Source organism: Niallia sp. FSL W8-0635, assembly GCF_038007965.1.
Classification (GTDB): domain Bacteria; phylum Bacillota; class Bacilli; order Bacillales; family Cytobacillaceae; genus Niallia.
In genome coordinates, this window is the sequence record NZ_JBBOYD010000001.1 from 4221541 (window position 1) to 4238995 (window position 17455).

A 17455-nucleotide genomic window follows, 5' to 3' on the forward strand; every position below is an offset into this window, starting at 1 on the left:
GGCGTCTACGTGTATTCAGGCTGCTCAGATTTCCTCATTAATTGATTTTTTCTATTAAGAAAGCAACAATCTTTTAGAAAACAGCCTATTTTAAAGAAAAACTCGCAAGCATGCTGCGAGTCCTTCTTTGCTTAGGTAAAGGTTACGATGCCTCTTCAAACTGACTATTATAAAGCTCTGCATAGAAGCCATTCTTTTCAATTAGTTCCTTATGCGTACCTGCTTCGATAATGTCTCCCTCTTTCATCACGAGGATTAAGTCTGCATTTTTTATCGTCGACAGTCTATGGGCAATAACAAAGGAAGTTTTTCCTTCTGTCAGCTTATCCATTGCTTGTTGAATCAACAATTCTGTGCGCGTATCGACAGAGCTAGTCGCTTCATCGAGAATAAGCAATGGTGCGATTTTTACCATCGCACGGGCAATAGTAATAAGCTGTTTTTGCCCTGCTGATAAACTCGTCTTGTCATCTAAGATTGTATCATAGCGATTTGGCAGTGTTTGAATGAAATGATGTAATCCTACTGCTTTGCAGGCTGCTTCCACTTCTTCATCGGATACACCTTCTCTAGAATACACGATGTTATCGCGAATCGAACCTTCAAATATCCATGTATCCTGAAGCACCATGCAGAATAAATCATGGAGCGCTTCTCTTGTCATTTGATTGGTTGGAACACCATCAATAGTAATTTCCCCACCATTCACCTCATAAAAACGCATAAGCAAGTTAATTAACGTTGTTTTTCCAGCTCCAGTTGGACCTACTATCGCTACCTTCTGACCAGCTTTTACCTGTACAGAAAAGTCCTTTATAACGGCTTTATCTTCACTGTATCCAAAGCGTACATGCTTAAATTCCACATCGCCTTTAACATTCTGCAGTTTTTCTTTCTTTTCTACTTCCTTAACAAGCTCTTCTTCTGCCAAGAATTCAAAAACACGTCCACTTGCCGCTGCAGTTTGTTGTAAATTTGTTGCCGCTTGTGCAATTTGCTGAAGCGGCTGTGTAAATAAACGAATGTAGAGCATAAAGGCAACAATAACACCAAATGAAATACTTCCATTAACGGCAAGCACTGCACCAACAATACATACAACCACATAGCCGAAGTTTCCAATAAACATCATTAATGGCATCATCAGCCCTGACATAAATTGCGATTTCCATGCACTTTCAAATAGTCGCGTATTAATGGACGTAAAAGCATCCTTCGCCTGTTGCTCCCCATTGTAAGCTTTCACAACATTATGACCAGAATAGATTTCCTCTATATGGCCATTCAGTTTCCCAAGCTCTTGCTGCTGTTGGGCAAAGAACTTCTGTGATTTTGAAATAATAAAAAACATAAAGGCAAAACCAATGAATGTAGAGAGAATCGCTGTAATTGCCATAATCCAGTTAGTATAGAACATCATGATTAAAGAACCGATGAACATCGTAACAGCCGTAATTAAGCTACTAACACTTTGGTTCATCGTCTGTCCAACCATATCAACATCATTTGTGACACGGCTTAGAACATCACCTGTTGTTGTATTATCAAAATAGCTTAAAGGCAATCGATTAATTTTCCCCGAAATATCTCTTCTTAATTGTTTCGAAATCCTTTGTGTAACAGTTGCCATAATAAAGCCTTGAACATAATTGAAAATATAGCCTAACCCATAGAGGAATACCAGAAAAATAGCAACATCATAGACAGCATCAAGATCAATTTCTCCCATTAAACCTGCTGTAATATAGTCTGTCATTTTGCTTAGCTGATCAGGACCAATAATACTGAAGATCGCTGCTGCCATCGCAAGGATTAAAGCCAGGATAATAATTGGAAAATAGGCTTTACAGTAAACTCCTAATTCCTTCAAACTCGATAAATTCATGCCTTTCGCAGCAGGAGGGATTGCTTCTGTTGGCTGTTTATCCTGCTCCTCGGTTTGGGAGGAATTTAATTTATTTTGCGCTTCTTTTTCATGACGTTTACCCAATTTCGAGTTCCTCCTTTGATAATTGTGATAAGGCAATTTCTTGATACACATCACATGTGATCATCAGCTCATCATGCGTACCCATTCCAACTACTTCCCCTTTATCTAAAACAAGAATTCGATCAGCATCTTTAATCGTTCCAATACGCTGTGCAACGATAATGTTTGTGGCATCATTTATTTTCTCTTTTAACTTGGAACGTAGCACGCGGTCTGTTTTATAATCCAATGCAGAAAACGAATCATCAAATAAATAGATTTCCGGATCTTTATAAATGGCACGAGCAATCGATAATCTCTGTTTCTGCCCACCAGAAAGATTCGTTCCCCCTTGCGAAATCGCTGCTTCATATTGTTCTTCCATTTTTTCAATAAAATCCTTTCCTTGCGCAATTTCTACTGCTCTTTTCACTTCCTCTTCCGTTTGCTTCTCTCCGCCAAAAGCGACATTGGAAGTAACGGAACCACTGAACATAACCGCTTTTTGGGATACATAGCCAATTTTATCTCGCAGCGCTTCTAGCTTATAATTTTTCACGTTAAGGCCATCCACCAGAATTTCGCCATCGGTTGCTTCCATAAAACGTGGAATCAGGTTGAGTAATGTACTTTTTCCACTACCTGTTGAACCTATGATTGCGACTGTTTCTCCCTTGGAAGCAGTAAAGCTGATATCTTTAAGAATATAATCATTCGCACCAGGATATTTAAAGCTAACATGGCGAAATTCAATTTCTCCTTTGCTGTCCCCTTCCGATTGTGCACCACTCTTTATTTTCACCTCAGTATCCAGCACTTCGTTGATTCTTTTCGCTGAAACAGCGGCACGAGGAAACATGACAAATGCGATAGAAAGCATCATAAAGGCCATAATAATCTGCATCGCATAAGAAGAAAATACGACCATATCAGAGAACAATGGTAATCTATCTGCCATTGGAGCATTATTGATTAGCACCGCTCCAATCCAGTAAATAGCAAGACTCATCCCTGACATAATAAGAGTAATTGTCGGCATCATCACAGCCATTGTTCTTGTTGTAAAAAGATTCGTATCTGTTAGTTCCTTATTCGCTTTCTCAAACTTCTCTTCGTGATAATGAGTTGCATTATAAGCATGAACCACACGAATACCTGTTAAATTTTCTCTTGTTACCATATTAAGATTATCTGTTAGCTTCTGGATTACTTTAAATTTAGGAAGTGCCACAAGAACAAGGATAGCGATTAACACTAGTAGCACCACAATCGCGACACCAGTTGCAGCGGTCCATTCCCAGCTTTTCCCCATAATCTTAAAAACACCCCAAACCGCAATAATCGGAGCCTTTATCACAATTTGCAAGCTTAATATAATCAGCATTTGCACTTGCATAATATCATTAGTAGAACGAGTAATTAAGCTCGCTGTAGAAAAACTAGAGAGCTCTTCCATTGAAAAGGATAAGGTTTTATCAAAGACCTTTTTGCGCAGGCGATTTGAAAAGCCAGCAGCTACTTTTGCCGCAAAATAGACGGTTATAATGGATGCAACCATGCTCCCCACTGCACAAAGTAACATAAATGCCCCTTGTGTGAGAACGTCACTTAACTCACTTCCTTCTGTTTGAACAAGTCTCGTGATTTCCGCCATATAATCTGGAAGCTTCAAATCAAGCCATACTTGCCCAACAATAAAGACTAACGCACAGACAATGAGCCACCAGTCTCTCTTCTCGAAATTTTTAAAAATCCTTAACATGAATCCATTCCTCCCCATGTTGCCAAACATATTTGTTGGTTTTGATGTTAATGTTCCTTCATCTCAGCTTGTGTTCCAGCCCTTTGTTTTATTCTGGATCCATATTTTGAGGTTATTTTACAAACTAAAAACTATATCGAACAAGATGCATCGCATCCGATATATCGTATGCGATTATATTAATGATTTTATAGATGATTGTCAAACGATAATATTTACCATTATGTAGTTTAGTGAAAAAAAAACAGCTCCACTAGTTAGGAGCTGTTTCCTCTATTTTATGATTTCTTTTAATGTGTTCTTAAAGCTGTTATACACAAATGTCCAAATAGCTGGCTCTGTTCGATATGTCTCTTTTAATTGCTTATAAAATTCTTTTTGTTTTTCCTCAAATGCTGGATCCTCTTTTGCTGGGAGCTTCGCGCGACCTTCATTCACCATTTCTTGTACTTCTGGTGCGCGAGGTCCCCATTTGCCGACTAATTCCCCTTGTTCATTTAAAACAAGTACCATTGGAATCGCTCTGCCGCCGTTTGTTAAATGTCTGTCGATTAAATCCGTATCCGCATCTCTTAATGCCACATTCATCTGAAGGTCTGCTGCTTCCACTAATTTGCGAAGAATCGGATTAATCACCATCGCATCCCCACACCAATCTTCCGTTATCGTCAGGAAGTGAAGGTTATGCTGCTTTAATTCTTCCGCAAAACCATCTTCAGGCAGCGTAAAGTTTTGATACACCTCATAGCTTTCCTCTTTCAATGTACTCATATTGTCCATGTATGCTTGAATGCTTGATCCTTCTTCGAAATATTGTTGTTCTGTCTTCATATGTACACTCTCCTTTTTGTGTAAGCCTTGTCTATTATTTTACTATTTATTCGGTTTTCATTCTATTTTGAGGATTGAGGAGGATTTCCATTTTTTGATAGATGATTGCATGGTCGTTTGTTACAATGAAGGAATAGTAGATTAATTAGGGATGGGAGTTATAGGCATGAAGAAATTTCTTTCTACACTTGTGATGATGGTGATTGGCGCAGCATTTGGCGGTGCGCTTTCGCTTCTTATTTTATCAGGGGATGTTAGTGTTGCTAGTGTTGTGACTAGCTTGATTTGTGTAGTTGTATTTTATGTCGTACATATTATTTTGCATGAAGCAGGACATTTTATTTTTGGAAAATTAACGGGCTATTCTCTCGTATCTTTCCGCGTTTTTTCATGGATGGTTGTTCCGACAAAGAACGGCTTGGAGCGAAAAAAGCTGCATGTCCCGGGAACACTTGGTCAATGCTTAATGGCTCCTCCGCCATATATTGCGGGCAAGTTTCCATTTAAGCTGTATTTATGTGGTGGAGTGATCATGAATTTTCTTGCGAGTGCTGTCGTTGGGTTGATTGCCTGGCTTGCAGGAGAATTAGCTTTAGTTGCTAGTATCTTTATTCTTCTAGGGCTGTTCATCGGCTTAACAAATATCATTCCCTTTGGATTTAACGATGGAATGACGTTAAAAATGTCTTGGAAAAAGGAAAGCAAGCAATGGCAGCTTTTTTCCCAGTTTTATATCAATGCCCAAACTTCAAATGGGGTCACTTATCAGGAGTTGCCAAAGGAATTATTTGCATTACCTGCAGGCGATGATGGGAAGGACTATTTTTCACAGTGGACTCTCTGCATCCAGCAAGCTCTGGCAATGGACCGCCTAGATTTTGAAGAGGCAAAAAGGATTAATGATTTGCTATGGGAAAGAAAAGAACAGCTTATTACCCTTTTCCGAGTCGAAATTGCAAAAGAGCGATTGTTTTTATTGGCTGTTTTGGAGGGAGATAAGGAAGAAGCCCGTTCCATTTATGCGTCGAAGGAAGTTAAACGGTATTTGGCGATAAAACAGATGAGTAACAAGCGCATTGCTGCTGCTTATGAGCTTTATGTGAATGGGGACCGGGAAAAGGCGGTTGCGCTTTGCGAAGAGGGTGTTGGGCTAGAGGCTAATAATCCGAATGCGGCGGATGTTTTGTTGGAGAAGAAGATGATGGGGGTTTTATTGGGGGATTGAGGTTTGGGTGGGGTTGCAGGTTGATTTCAGGTCTGGGTGTTGGCTGATATATTTGCTGTTTGGCTGATTTCCCCTTTGCTTTGGCTGATATATTTGCTGTTTGGCTGATTTTCTCTTTGCTTTGGCTGATATGTTTGCACTTTGGCTGATTTCCCCTTTGCTTTGGCTGATATGTTTGCACTTTGGCTGATTTCCTCTTTGCTTTGGCTGATATATTTGCTGTTTGGCTGATTTCCTCTCTGCTTTGGCTGATATGTTTGCACTTTGGCTGATTTACCCTTTTCTTTGGCTGATATATTTGCACTTTGGCTGATTTACCCTTTTCTTTGGCTGATATATTTGCACTTTGGCTGATTTCCTCTCTGCTTTGGCTGATATATTTGCACTTTGGCTGATTTTCCCTTTGCTTTGGCCGATATGTTTGCACTTTGGCTGATTTACCCTTTTCTTTGGCTGATTTGTTTGCACTTTGGCTAATTTTCCCTTTGCTTTGGCTGATTTCAGTCTCATCGTGAGTAAGAGTTCCTATCCTAATCATTGTGCATTCGAAATATTGTTCAAGTGTTTACGGTTTATGGTACTTTCTACCCTTATTTTCTCCTGTACTTGGCAATTTCATCCTTACTAGCATCTTTGCAGCTGTTTCACGCGAGGTAATGTGGGCAAATTCGCGAAATTCCTTATTTGTGATAGTGGGTTTTATTAATAAAAGGTAATCTATAACAGCCTTTTGATGGGCAGCTGTATCATAGCTGTTACAATGAGGACAAAACCATTTCCGTTTCTTCCGCTGCATTGCAAATTTTTCACATGCTGGGCATTGGACTCCTGTGATAAGATCACTTGGTTGTAGTCCATATTTTTTTAGTAAATCAACGGTTTCTGTGGTGTTATTTTTCATGAAGTTTTTCGATACTTTGCGTAGCATCTTCCTATCCATCACGATCACTTTATATTTTAGATGCATTTGTTCCCATTTTTCTAAAAAACTGTGGCTGTGGATGACTTTGTCTTTAATGGCGGGATTTCCTTTTATGATTGTTGATGGATTACTAAAAATGACTAAGAATTCGATGGGAATTGGTGGGAGGTTGTGTAGCTTGAAGTATGTTTGTAATTGGCGTTGGTGCCTTTTCGCTTGCGAAATTGGATCAGAAAATCCTTCTTCCTTTTCATCGACTTTGCGAATTAACTGATTAAAGTTGGAGTCAAAGTGAACCTCTCCATAATAGTTTTTGCATTCTAAAATGAGGGCAAATCTCTGTGTGAGAATGAGGTAGTCTATCTGAAAATATGTTTTTCCATCGTAAAGACGGAGATTATGAATGATGAGACAATCTTTTTCCGGCAGAAACTGCAGATAATACTTCATTTCTTTTTCTCCACGAAAACCAGCTAATAGTTTCCTTAAATCTTCCATTACATTCGGTCTAAGTTTATGCGTTTCTTTTAACCTAATGATGAGCAACTCGGTGGATTTCAATCGATCACTCTTGCAAATTTCGTTTAAGAACAATTTTCCACTTCCTTTCTTGTTTTCTATTAGTATTCTATTTGATAGCTTAAAATCCCTTTTTGGAGGGGGAGCGAAATTTGGGTTTGGCTGATATCTTTGTAGTTTGGCTGATATCTTCTCACTTTGGCTGATTTCCTTCCTGCTTTGGCTGATATCTTCTCACTTTGGCTGATTTCCTCTCTACCTTGGCTGATATCTCCATTTTCCTACTAGCATTCATCTTCTCTCACCCAATTCGCCCGCTCCTTAAGCTTAATTAACTTCTTTCCACTCAAAACTCCTCATAAACAGCTGGATCTTGATCCGCAATCCGCCCATCAACACGCGTTAGCCCAGAAATTTGCTGCATTTGTTCTTCTGTTAACTGAAAATCGAATATTTCTAGGTTTTCTTGTTGTCTTTGTGGGGAGCTTGATTTTGGGATTGGCAAGGCTCCTAGTTGGGTGTGCCATCTTAGGATGACTTGGGATATTGTTTTGCTGTGTGCTTCTGCTATTTGTTGAATGGTTTCGTTTTCTAGGACGTTGTTTGCGCGACCGAGTGGGCTCCATGATTCGGTTATAATTCCGTTTTCTTTGTCGTAGGCTAATTGCTCTTTTTGGGAGAAATATGGATGTAATTCTACTTGGTTAATGCTCGGCAATACGCCTGTTTCTTTTTTCAAGCGATCGAGATGCTCTGGTAAGAAGTTGCACACGCCGATGGAGCGAATGAGTCCCCATTTTTGGGCGTCGATTAATGCTTGCCATGCTTCTACGTATAAATCTGTTTTTGGGTTTGGCCAGTGAATAAGGAATAAATCGTAATAATCTAGCTTGGTGCGGTAGAGTGATTCTTGGATGGTATAGATGGCTTTGTCGTATTGATGGTGTCTGCCTGGAAGCTTGGATGTAATAAGCAATTGATCTCTGCTGACTGAGCTGCGGCGAATCGCTTCTCCAACTGCTCCTTCATTTTCGTAGTTGAAAGCAGAGTCGAGCAAGCGATAGCCCATGTCAATTGCTGATGTCATTGCCTGAACACCAGAGGCACCTCGTAAATTGTATGTACCAAGACCAATGGCAGGAATAACAAGACCATCATTTAGCGTGATTTGCGGAATCGTTGTGTTCATGAATATATCCTCCTTCGTTATATTAGGAAAAGATTTCCTCCTCTTAAAAGTATAGAGGATAGCGGCTCACGAATTCTACTGATATGCTTTTATTTGCTATATTAAATTATCTTTACTTCAAAACATTTTTCTTTCATTACCTATTTGATATGTTAAAATATAGAATATATATTAAAAACTGTATAGGGAGGGAAAAGGATGAAAAGTACAGGAATTGTTCGGAAAGTGGATGAATTGGGTCGTATTGTTATTCCAAGAGAGTTGCGAAGAACGTTGGGAATTGAAATTAAGGATCCTTTAGAAATTTTTGTAGAAGGGGAAAAAATCGTCTTCCAAAAGTATAAAGCCTTTGAGGAATGTGCTATTACTGGGGAAGTATCACCAGATAATATCACGGTTGGTAACGGCAAGCTTGTGTTAAGTAAAGAAGGCGCAGCGTTATTAATGAAAGAATTAGAATCGGTCTTTGCAAATGAATCTCAGAAGTAAACCATTTAACTTCATTTATAAGAGGACAATTCTCTCTCGTTTACTCGACAGATAGAATTGTCTTTTTTTATTGTCTCGGGGCAAACAGCATGACGCCTACTCCTACTAGGCAAATTCCAGCACCTATCCAGTCATACATATCTGGCGTTTTTCGATCCATTCCCCAGCCCCATAGAACAGAGAGAATGATAAAGATGCCTCCATAGGCAGCATATACTCTTCCAAACGACATAAACGATTGAAAGGTTGCAATAATACCATATAGAACGAGCGATATTCCGCCAAAAATCCCCCAATAATAAGACTTTCCCTCACGAAGCCATTGCCAAATGAGATAGCCTCCACCGATTTCGGCTAAACCAGCTAATAAAAAAATAAGTATTGTCATGATAAACCATCCTAATATCCGATATTCCATCATTATACCAAAAATAGGATGATTAATCTTTTCTTATCCTCTTACTTTTATCAAGCATTTCTACCATAAATTTATGAAAAAGCATCAGGATTACATAAAGAACAGGATACGTAAAAATAGAATAGGCTTGTTTCCATCCATTTAAATAAAAGGTACCAGTCCAAATAAAGAAGGTTTCATAAACCATTGCAATGAATCCCCAAATAAAAATGTAGACTATCTTTTTCATAAGGCTATTTTTATATGGAAAGAAATTTAGAAAAATAACATTGATTGCAGGATAGATACCGAAAATGTAGATAATAGTCTCCCAATCAGGCCCTTTTTCGAAATAACCATAATAGTCATATTTCAAACTAAGATAAGTATCTGTTAGCAACTGAAGTAATGTGGCAAACAATGTCGTTGTCAGTATTTCAATAGGAGTTAGCCTTTTAGGAATAAAATAAGCAATAGTATTAAATAGAATGACCATAACGATAAGAAAGAACATAAAATGACTCCTGTCTATATTGGCTTGTCCATTCTTATCCTTGCCAAAAATAGAGAAATTACTCGAATTCTCTATCAGATTCCTGCCATTTCATAAATAATCTTGTTAATAAATATCCTCCAATGTATAGAAGCAGATAGATTAAAAAGATATGGAAATAATTGACCCATTTATAGCTTTGAAATAAGCCGATTGCCGTTAACAGTGGCTTAAATCCAAAACCAAATACAAGCGCTAAAAGCGTTGCATAAAGATAATAGTTTTTATCATGCTTTAAGGTCCATTGAAATACTAGCATAATCGCTACTGGAATAATCGATCCATCTAGCGAAAAACTTGGCAAGAATGGCAGTATTTGATATGGGTAAGACCATAATCCAAAGCGAATACCGATTGCATCTGCATATGAAAATAACATATGGACAGCAAACCCAAAGAAACCAATAATAAAAATGCGCTTTCGATCTATAACAAAATATAAGATGATTAGCGGAACTACTAACATAAGCAAAATCACCCAAAATTGCCATGTATCTAAACCGGAATACATACTCCAATACTCTTGGGCCTCTTTTGTATACTTCTCTTGTATGGAAACTAATCGATCAAAAAAAGATCGTTGTTGGTCATTCATCCAATCACCTCCGTCATATTTTTTAGTATGGACTATTTTTTAGAAAATATTTCTCTATCCCATCGCTTATTAATTAAGAAGAATGGGGCATGCTTCAATTAAAAGGGGCTTCTTCCGATTGAGTTACAAGATCAGCACTGGGGGTACTATATGCATCATCAACTATGGAATAATCCTATCTATTTCCGGTATTTTTTCTTTATTCTCTTATTTGTTAGTGTCCTACTGAATCGATATTTTCATGAAAATCATGATAACTATTTTATTCTTTATATCCTATGTTCCATTTTGCTTGGAATTGGCTTCTATAAAAGCCCAAGATGGATTATATTCTTGCTTACTTGCTTGGTAGTTGCCTGTAGATCGTTTTTCATCCAAGATCAGCCGGTCACTTTATCTAATTTCACCGTCTATTTATTCACCTATCTTCTCATTACCCTTATTTCTGTTGGCTTTATGTCTCGTGTCCAAAGGGTGCTTGAAGATAACTTAGCATTAACAAAAGTACTTTCCAATGCACTTGATTCAAGAGATTCTTATACAATGCATCATTCTAAAAATGTCGCTAAATACGCCATGGAAATTGCAGAGGAAATGAATTTACCCTCTTCTTTATGCGATGTTATTCATATTGGAGGGCTACTTCATGATATTGGAAAAATCGGCATACCAGAATGCTTATTAACTAAGCCCGGAAAATTAACCGAGGAAGAATATGAATTAATAAAAACGCATCCGAAAAAGGGCTACGAAATCATTAAACATGTTAAGCAATATAAAAACAATGGCATATTGGATATTGTCCTACATCACCATGAGCGCTTTGATGGGAAGGGATATCCGAAAGGGTTAAAAGGAGAAGAAATTCCATTAGTCGCTCGCATCGTTGCAGTAGCTGACAGCTTTGACGCTATGTCCTCCCAGCGCGTCTATCGAAAAGAACTCCAATTAGACCACATCCTCGAAGAAATAAAATGCAACAAAGGCAAACAATTCGATCCAATTGTAGTCGATGCATTTCTATCTTTATTTGAAGATGAGAGTAATCCTTTTAGAAACAGAAGAAAATAGGTGGGTGTTGGTGATTTTTCTCTCCCAACATCTACTACACCAAAACAATTGACGAAAATAAAAAAATATGCGACAATCCAATAGTTCGCATACGAACAGTTCTTATAAAAACAACAGAAAGGGAGAAAAATTCAGATGAACGGGTCGTTAAACAACGAATTAATCCGCTCCTATTCCCGCATCAACAAGGCCTATAACAACCTAGTCCAAATGGATGCAAAAAGGTTAGATTTAACAGCCGTACAGCTTAAAACACTGTATAGGATCTACTTCCAACCCGATATCGGAATCGGAGAACTAGCCACGCAACTATCTTTAACAAAAAGCACCGTTAGCGGAATTATCGATCGACTATCCCAACGACAATTAATCGAACGAACCATTCCTGAAGACAATCGTCGAGCGGTAAACATCCAGTTAACAGAAGAAGGACACAGCATCATGCAACAATACTTCGCTGGAACGTCCATCCTATCGAAAAAAATTAATGAAGTAATGGCACTTCCAGAAGAAGAAATAAACAAAATACTAGAACTAAATGGAAAAATACTAGCCATTTTAAGTGACATGGAGGAGGAACAATGATGAATAATAAACGCATGATTTTATTAAATATTATCCTATTAATCGTGTTAGTAGGCGGAGGATTTGCCGGCTATTACTTTTACGACCAATCGATTTCCTATATTAAAACAGACAATGCCCAAATTGCCGGCCAACAAATCAGCATCGCTTCACCTACAACAGGGAAACTAAAAGAATGGAAAGGCGAAACAGGTACCTCTTTTACTAAAAACCAAAAAATCGGAACTGTCGAAGTTGTAACAGAATCAGGCACAACTGATATGGATATTACCGTTCCAGAAAATAGCACTATCGTACAATCAAGCGCTGTACCAAACACCTTTATCGCAGCAGGAACATCCCTAGCAAAAAGCTATGACCTAGAAAACCTTTGGGTAACAGCAAACGTCGACGAAACAGACATCAACAAAGTAAAAGTCGGCCAAGAAGTAGATTTATACGTAGATTCCTATCCAGATACCGTACTAACAGGCAAAGTAGACAGCCTAGGACTTGCAACAGCAGGTACCTTCTCCCTACTACCAAGCAACAACAGCTCAGGAAACTACACAAAAGAAACACAAGTCATTCCCGTAACCATCTCCATTGACAATTACGGCGGCCTAAAACTAATTCCAGGTATGAACGTTTCCGTAAGAATTCATAAGTAGGTGATGCAAATGACCACATACATCACAAGCTATATTATCGGAAGCATACTCCTGCTACTCCTCATCAATCTTTTTTTACGAAAAAAGAAGACAGTAGGTAAACAAGCAAACGTCCTAGATGATGGAAAGCGGAATAATGACATTCAGCCATCCCTTGAAAAATCGGATCTAGCTGTACATGCAGAAGCGTCTAAGGAATCGGATGTGGAAGCTCCTTTTGAACAGGTAGAGGCTAGCAGAGAAGAAGATCTAGCCGAATCGCCTGATTCTAATAAAGCGGAGGCTCCTTTTGAAAAAGTAGAAGAAGAGGACCTCTTGCAAACAAAGGAATCCAATAAACCGAAAGCTCCTTATAAACCATTGGAAACTGCCGAAGAAATCAACCGTGGCAAGGTAATTGTTGCGCTGATGCTCGGCGCATTTGTTGCGATTCTGAACCAGACCTTATTAAATGTGGCCATTCCACATATTATGAACGACTTAAATGTTTCAACAAGCACCGTCCAATGGCTATCCACTGGATATATGCTAACAAATGGTGTGTTTATCCCAATCACTCCATTTTTAATTAATAAATTGGGAACAAGGAAATTGCTTATTGGAGCGATTTCTGCCTTTACCATCGGTTCGATTGTGTGCGCCACCTCTATTGGATTTTCCATGCTATTAATTGGACGTATCATCCAAGCAGCAGGTGCAGGTTTATTAATGCCACTTTTAATGACCGTCTTTTTAATTATTTTCCCGCCAGAAAAACGTGGAACAGCGATGGGAATCATGGGTGTTGTCATGATTTTCGCCCCTGCCATCGGTCCAACTTTATCCGGCTGGCTAATTGGCCATTATTCTTGGCGCGTACTATTCGATCTAGTTATCCCAATTGGCATTCTCGATTTAATTATCGCCATTATGTGGATGAAGGATGTAACAAAAGTTTCGAATCCTGTCTTTGATACGATTGGCTTTATCACTTGTACCGTCGGCCTAGGCACCTTGCTTTACGGATTTAGTGAAGCGGGGAATAACGGCTGGGATAGCAAAGTAGTTGTTCTTTCTTTATTAATTGGTGTTATCTTCTTAATCCTGTTTGTCTGGAGAGAGCTTACAACTGAAGCACCTATGGTTGACTTGCGTGTATTCAAATACAGTATCTTTACCTTAACAACCCTAATAAGCATGATAGTAAATATGGCCATGTTTGCGGCAATGCTGCTTCTGCCTATTTACTTGCAAAATATCCGCGGCTTTACTGCTTTGGATTCTGGACTATTAATGTTACCAGGTGCCATCATCATGGGAATCATGTCTCCGATTGCCGGAAAGCTGTTTGACCGATTTGGTGCAAGACCACTCGCCATCATCGGCTTAATTATCACGGTTCTCACAACATATGGATTCACCCAATTAACGATGCAAACATCCTATTCTCATTTGATGATGCTCTATATTTTCCGGATGTTTGGTATGTCCTTTATTATGATGACCGTCATGACAGAAGGAATGAATCAGCTCCCATTAAGCTTAACAAGCCACGGCACGGCTGTTTCCAATACAGCAAGAACCGTTGCCGGAAGTATCGGGACTGCCTTCTTAATTACCGTCATGACCAATCGTACAGCATTTCATTTAGATAACTATAACAACATCATCTCTTCTGCCAATCCATATATCGCAGAAAAGTTTGCACAGTTGGGGCAAGGTTTAGCAGGTCTAACTGGGCTACCAACAGGAGCTGGCCAAACACTAGCCATCTCCACCATCTACGGAAAAGCAGCACAAGCATCTACCATCAGCGGAATAAACGACGCCTTTCTCGTCGCAACCATTATCGCCAGCGTAGCACTGGTACTTTCCCTGTTTATCCGTAGAGCCACAACCAGTTCTAAAGATAGTTAATAAAGGCAGTGTTTCCATCCTAGAGCATAGTAGTTGCTCTGGGATTTTTTTTGTGGGGATGAGGAATGTGGGGTTCATTTCTTTGATGAACATCTTTTTTTCTATAACCTCTGTTACCTTCTTTTTTGCTTTCGGGCACAGAGGAACGCTTCTCTGTTACCTTTTCCTCTTCTTTTTCTTGCTTTCGGGCTCAGAGACGGCTTCTCTATTACCTTCTCCTCTTCTTTTTCTTGCTTTCGGGCACAGAGACGGCTTCTCTGTTACCTTCTCCTCTTCTTTTTCCTGCTTTCGGGCTCAGAGAACGCTTCTCTGTTACCTTTTCCTCTTCTTTTTCTTGCTTTCGGGCACAGAGAACGCTTCTCTGTTACCTTCTCCTCTTCTTTTTCTTGCTTTCGGGCTCAGAGAACGCTTCTCTGTTACCTTTTCCTCTTCTTTTTCTTGCTTTCGGGCTCAGAGAACGCTTCTCTGTTACCTTCTCCTCTTCTTTTTCTTGCTTTCGGGCTCAGAGAACGCTTCTCTGTTACCTTTTCCTCTTCTTTTTCTTGCTTTCGGGCTCAGAGACGGCTTCTCTGTTACCTTCTCCTCTTCTTTTTCTTGCTTTCGGGCTCAGAGAACGCTTCTCTGTTACCTTTTCCTCTTCTTTTTCTTGCTTTCGGGCTCAGAGTCCTCTTCTCCTCAAACCAAACCGGCCTTTTAGACTCTTCCTCCATCAAAGCCTCATCTTTCAAATTCATCTAATAACTTCAGCAGTTCTTCCCCCTTACACTTTCACACTTCCCCCCAATAAAAAGAAACACTCCCTAAAAGAAGTGCTTCTCCCAGCTATCATTGATAATACCCCTTAATCAGCTGATCCATCACCCAGTTTGTTCTTGCTCCACTTACGCCGGTGCTTGGACTAGTTCCTTTTCCAGTTAACTCATCCACCATTAATTGAATCAAATGCTGTTGGATGTGGCGGGGATTTTCGATTACCCACTCTTCAGTTGACTCTCCAGTGGTTAACCTAATTGGCCCATTGCCAAAGGTTGCGAAGGTAATTTTGCCTTTGCTTCCGACGATTTCGTTTTCGTCGATATGGTCGTGGGCGCTGAAGCACCATGTGCCTGTCCCATGAATGCCTGACTCAAATAGGTAGGTGCCGGTTACGATATCTTCTGCTTGGTAGCTGCCATTTTGATTGGATGCGAATCCTTTTGCTTCTTTAATTGGACCTAGCAGGAAGTCAAGAATATCTAATGTATGACTAGCTAAATCAAGGAAAAGTCCACCTCCAGCAAGTTCGGGCTGGACTCTCCATGCTTGATCGTCTTTTAACACCGGCTGATACTGCATCGTCCGCACAAATCGAATATCGCCTAATATGCCGCTGTCGATAAGTTCTTTTATTTTCAAAAAACGAGGTAATGCTCGTCGGTAATAAGCAACAAATAAAGGAACCTCTGCTTGTTTACATGCTTCAATCATCTCGAGGCATTCTTGGTAATTTCTTGCCATTGGCTTTTCGACATACACCGGTTTGCCTGCTTTCGCTGCAAGAATGGTGTATTCTTTATGAAAAGCTGGAGGGGTAGCGATATAAACAGCGTCCACTTCTGGATCATTAATAAGCGCTGCGGCATCGTCATACCATTTCGGAACGTGATGTCGTTCAGCATAGTCCTTCACCAATTCTCCATTCCGTCTCATTACCGCCACTAGCTTGGAATTTTCCGCTAGTTGAAAGCCTGGTCCGCTCTTGACTTCTGTTACATCTCCACAGCCAATTATTCCCCATCGTACTTCCTTTTCAAATGATTTCATCCTTTGTATTCACCTCCCTTATTCATTCGTGCTTGCCTCTTGAAAACCCTTTATTATTATTAAAATTTGTCTAGTCAAATTATATTTTTATCACTTGCCCTGCATAGATTAAATTAATATTTTTTATCTGAGGATTCTTTGCTTGAATTGCTTGAATGGTAGTGCTATAGGTTTTCGCAATTTTCGTTAAGGTTTCGCCACTGGATACGATATGGACTGTTTCCTGATGAGGATTAATCCATGATCCAGGTTTCCCTTCTTCCTTCGTAACATTTATCATTCCTTGAGAGGTATTAAAAATAGAGTAGGTTCCTGGCTTGACGATTCCCTTTTGATTATTGCCAACTTTCGCATCCGTTGCCGTCATAAAAGCACCTAATTCCTGTTGAACAGTGTACTTATTAATCTTTGTTGTTTCCGAACCCCAATGCCCTGGACTTTGCATTACCCGATTTCGGTCGATATTGACTCCTTCGATAATAATATTATTTTCGTGTTGGTACATATGAATAAATGGGGCGACTTCCCCGCGAGACCATGCATAGGTTTGCCAAAAATAATCAGCATAATTCTCCATCGCATACATCACAGCATAAGAACCGTATATCCCGACCTTGTAGGACGGCAACTGCTTTTTCACCGCTAAAAAATACGATTGAATGGTAGACATTTGCTTACCAGTCATATCACAATCGACTGCGAAATAGATCGCTGTTCCCTCTGGCTGACCAACTGCTTTCGCCCACTTTTCCGCGTCTTTTCCATCCATGCTTCCTTGCTTTTCGGTAAAATATGAAAGCTTATTAGCACTTTTTTGAAAAATACTAATCAGCTTGATTCCTGCCTTTTGAATGATTTCCGCCTCTTTTTTATCAAAAGACTTCCAGCTTTCGCCTAAATAACGTGCTGCATATTCGAAGCCTGCCCCCTTTAAATCCCTCGCCATTTTCTCCGTTAATTTCGTCGCACAATCAAATCCTAATGTCATCTCAACCACTC

18 protein-coding genes are annotated in these 17455 nt (G+C 39.5%); 6 read left to right on the forward strand and 12 right to left on the reverse strand.

Translation table 11 applies throughout. From position 1 onward, the window contains the following. Positions 1-142: 142 nt before the first annotated feature. The 3 genes from NYE52_RS20110 to NYE52_RS20120 form a co-directional block, all read right to left on the reverse strand. Positions 143-1990, reverse strand: a complete 1848-nt coding sequence (locus NYE52_RS20110; RefSeq protein ID WP_445669124.1) for an ABC transporter ATP-binding protein — start codon at positions 1988-1990, stop codon at positions 143-145. After that, on the reverse strand, positions 1983-3731 hold the full coding sequence (locus tag NYE52_RS20115) for an ABC transporter ATP-binding protein (protein WP_341194698.1): 1749 nt from the start codon (positions 3729-3731) through the stop codon (positions 1983-1985). Before NYE52_RS20115 ends, NYE52_RS20110 begins: the two co-directional genes overlap by 8 nt. Positions 3732-4004: 273 nt before the next feature. After that, the gene (locus NYE52_RS20120) at positions 4005-4562 is read right to left on the reverse strand and encodes a thioredoxin family protein (protein ID WP_341194699.1); all 558 of its coding nucleotides are present in this window, start codon (positions 4560-4562) and stop codon (positions 4005-4007) included. A 166-nt stretch (positions 4563-4728) separates the two neighbouring features. Between NYE52_RS20120 and NYE52_RS20125 the strand changes: the two genes are divergently transcribed. Further along, entirely contained in the window at positions 4729-5787 is a 1059-nt protein-coding gene (locus tag NYE52_RS20125) for a hypothetical protein (protein ID WP_341194700.1), read from the forward strand. Here NYE52_RS20125 and NYE52_RS20130 read toward each other — a convergent pair. The 3 genes from NYE52_RS20130 to NYE52_RS20140 all read right to left on the reverse strand — a co-directional run bounded on the left by NYE52_RS20130 (position 5720) and on the right by NYE52_RS20140 (position 8417). Beyond that, positions 5720-6325: a hypothetical protein gene (locus NYE52_RS20130; RefSeq protein ID WP_341194701.1), complete on the reverse strand. Its 606-nt coding sequence runs from the start codon at positions 6323-6325 to the stop codon at positions 5720-5722. The two genes, NYE52_RS20125 and NYE52_RS20130, sit on opposite strands and share 68 nt — an antisense overlap. A gap of 27 nt (positions 6326-6352) precedes the next feature. Further along, positions 6353-7303, reverse strand: coding sequence for a nuclease-related domain-containing protein (locus tag NYE52_RS20135; protein ID WP_341194702.1), 951 nt, complete (start codon positions 7301-7303; stop codon positions 6353-6355). 271 nt (positions 7304-7574) lie between these two features. Then, positions 7575-8417, reverse strand: a complete 843-nt coding sequence (locus NYE52_RS20140) for an aldo/keto reductase (protein WP_341194703.1) — start codon at positions 8415-8417, stop codon at positions 7575-7577. A 198-nt stretch (positions 8418-8615) separates the two neighbouring features. On the opposite strand from NYE52_RS20140, the gene NYE52_RS20145 reads away from it, so the two are divergent. Then, complete coding sequence (locus NYE52_RS20145) at positions 8616-8906, forward strand: AbrB/MazE/SpoVT family DNA-binding domain-containing protein (protein WP_341194704.1); 291 nt, start codon at positions 8616-8618, stop codon at positions 8904-8906. Between the two features lie 67 nt (positions 8907-8973). On the opposite strand, the gene NYE52_RS20150 is transcribed toward NYE52_RS20145, so the two are convergent. From NYE52_RS20150 to NYE52_RS20160, 3 genes are read right to left on the reverse strand one after another with little or no spacing between them, the layout of a single operon-like run. Beyond that, positions 8974-9294 (reverse strand): YnfA family protein, encoded by a 321-nt coding sequence (locus NYE52_RS20150; protein ID WP_341194705.1) that lies wholly within the window; start codon positions 9292-9294, stop codon positions 8974-8976. A gap of 52 nt (positions 9295-9346) precedes the next feature. Continuing rightward, positions 9347-9817, reverse strand: coding sequence for a CBO0543 family protein (locus tag NYE52_RS20155; protein WP_341194706.1), 471 nt, complete (start codon positions 9815-9817; stop codon positions 9347-9349). 58 nt (positions 9818-9875) lie between these two features. Then, positions 9876-10451: a CBO0543 family protein gene (locus NYE52_RS20160; RefSeq protein ID WP_341194707.1), complete on the reverse strand. Its 576-nt coding sequence runs from the start codon at positions 10449-10451 to the stop codon at positions 9876-9878. A gap of 150 nt (positions 10452-10601) precedes the next feature. Here NYE52_RS20160 and NYE52_RS20165 point away from each other — a divergent pair, with 150 nt between their 5' ends. From NYE52_RS20165 to NYE52_RS20180, 4 genes are all read left to right on the forward strand, one after another. After that, positions 10602-11522 (forward strand): HD-GYP domain-containing protein, encoded by a 921-nt coding sequence (locus NYE52_RS20165; RefSeq protein WP_341194708.1) that lies wholly within the window; start codon positions 10602-10604, stop codon positions 11520-11522. Between the two features lie 135 nt (positions 11523-11657). Next, the gene (locus tag NYE52_RS20170) at positions 11658-12107 is read left to right on the forward strand and encodes a MarR family winged helix-turn-helix transcriptional regulator (RefSeq protein ID WP_341194709.1); all 450 of its coding nucleotides are present in this window, start codon (positions 11658-11660) and stop codon (positions 12105-12107) included. Then, positions 12104-12757, forward strand: a complete 654-nt coding sequence (locus tag NYE52_RS20175; protein ID WP_341194710.1) for an HlyD family secretion protein — start codon at positions 12104-12106, stop codon at positions 12755-12757. The genes NYE52_RS20170 and NYE52_RS20175 overlap by 4 nt, the downstream gene beginning before the upstream one ends. A 9-nt stretch (positions 12758-12766) precedes the next feature. After that, positions 12767-14653, forward strand: a complete 1887-nt coding sequence (locus NYE52_RS20180) for a DHA2 family efflux MFS transporter permease subunit (protein ID WP_341194711.1) — start codon at positions 12767-12769, stop codon at positions 14651-14653. 572 nt (positions 14654-15225) lie between these two features. Here the strand turns inward: NYE52_RS20180 and NYE52_RS20185 are convergent. The 3 genes from NYE52_RS20185 to NYE52_RS20195 form a co-directional block, all read right to left on the reverse strand. Further along, on the reverse strand, positions 15226-15387 hold the full coding sequence (locus NYE52_RS20185) for a hypothetical protein (RefSeq protein WP_341194712.1): 162 nt from the start codon (positions 15385-15387) through the stop codon (positions 15226-15228). Positions 15388-15478: 91 nt separating this feature from the next. Then, positions 15479-16456 carry a Gfo/Idh/MocA family protein gene (locus NYE52_RS20190; protein WP_341194713.1) on the reverse strand — a complete coding sequence of 326 codons (978 nt, stop codon included), beginning with the start codon at positions 16454-16456 and terminating at the stop codon, positions 15479-15481. 79 nt (positions 16457-16535) lie between these two features. Continuing rightward, the gene (locus NYE52_RS20195; RefSeq protein WP_341194714.1) at positions 16536-17444 is read right to left on the reverse strand and encodes a glycoside hydrolase domain-containing protein; all 909 of its coding nucleotides are present in this window, start codon (positions 17442-17444) and stop codon (positions 16536-16538) included. Positions 17445-17455 lie beyond the last annotated feature (11 nt).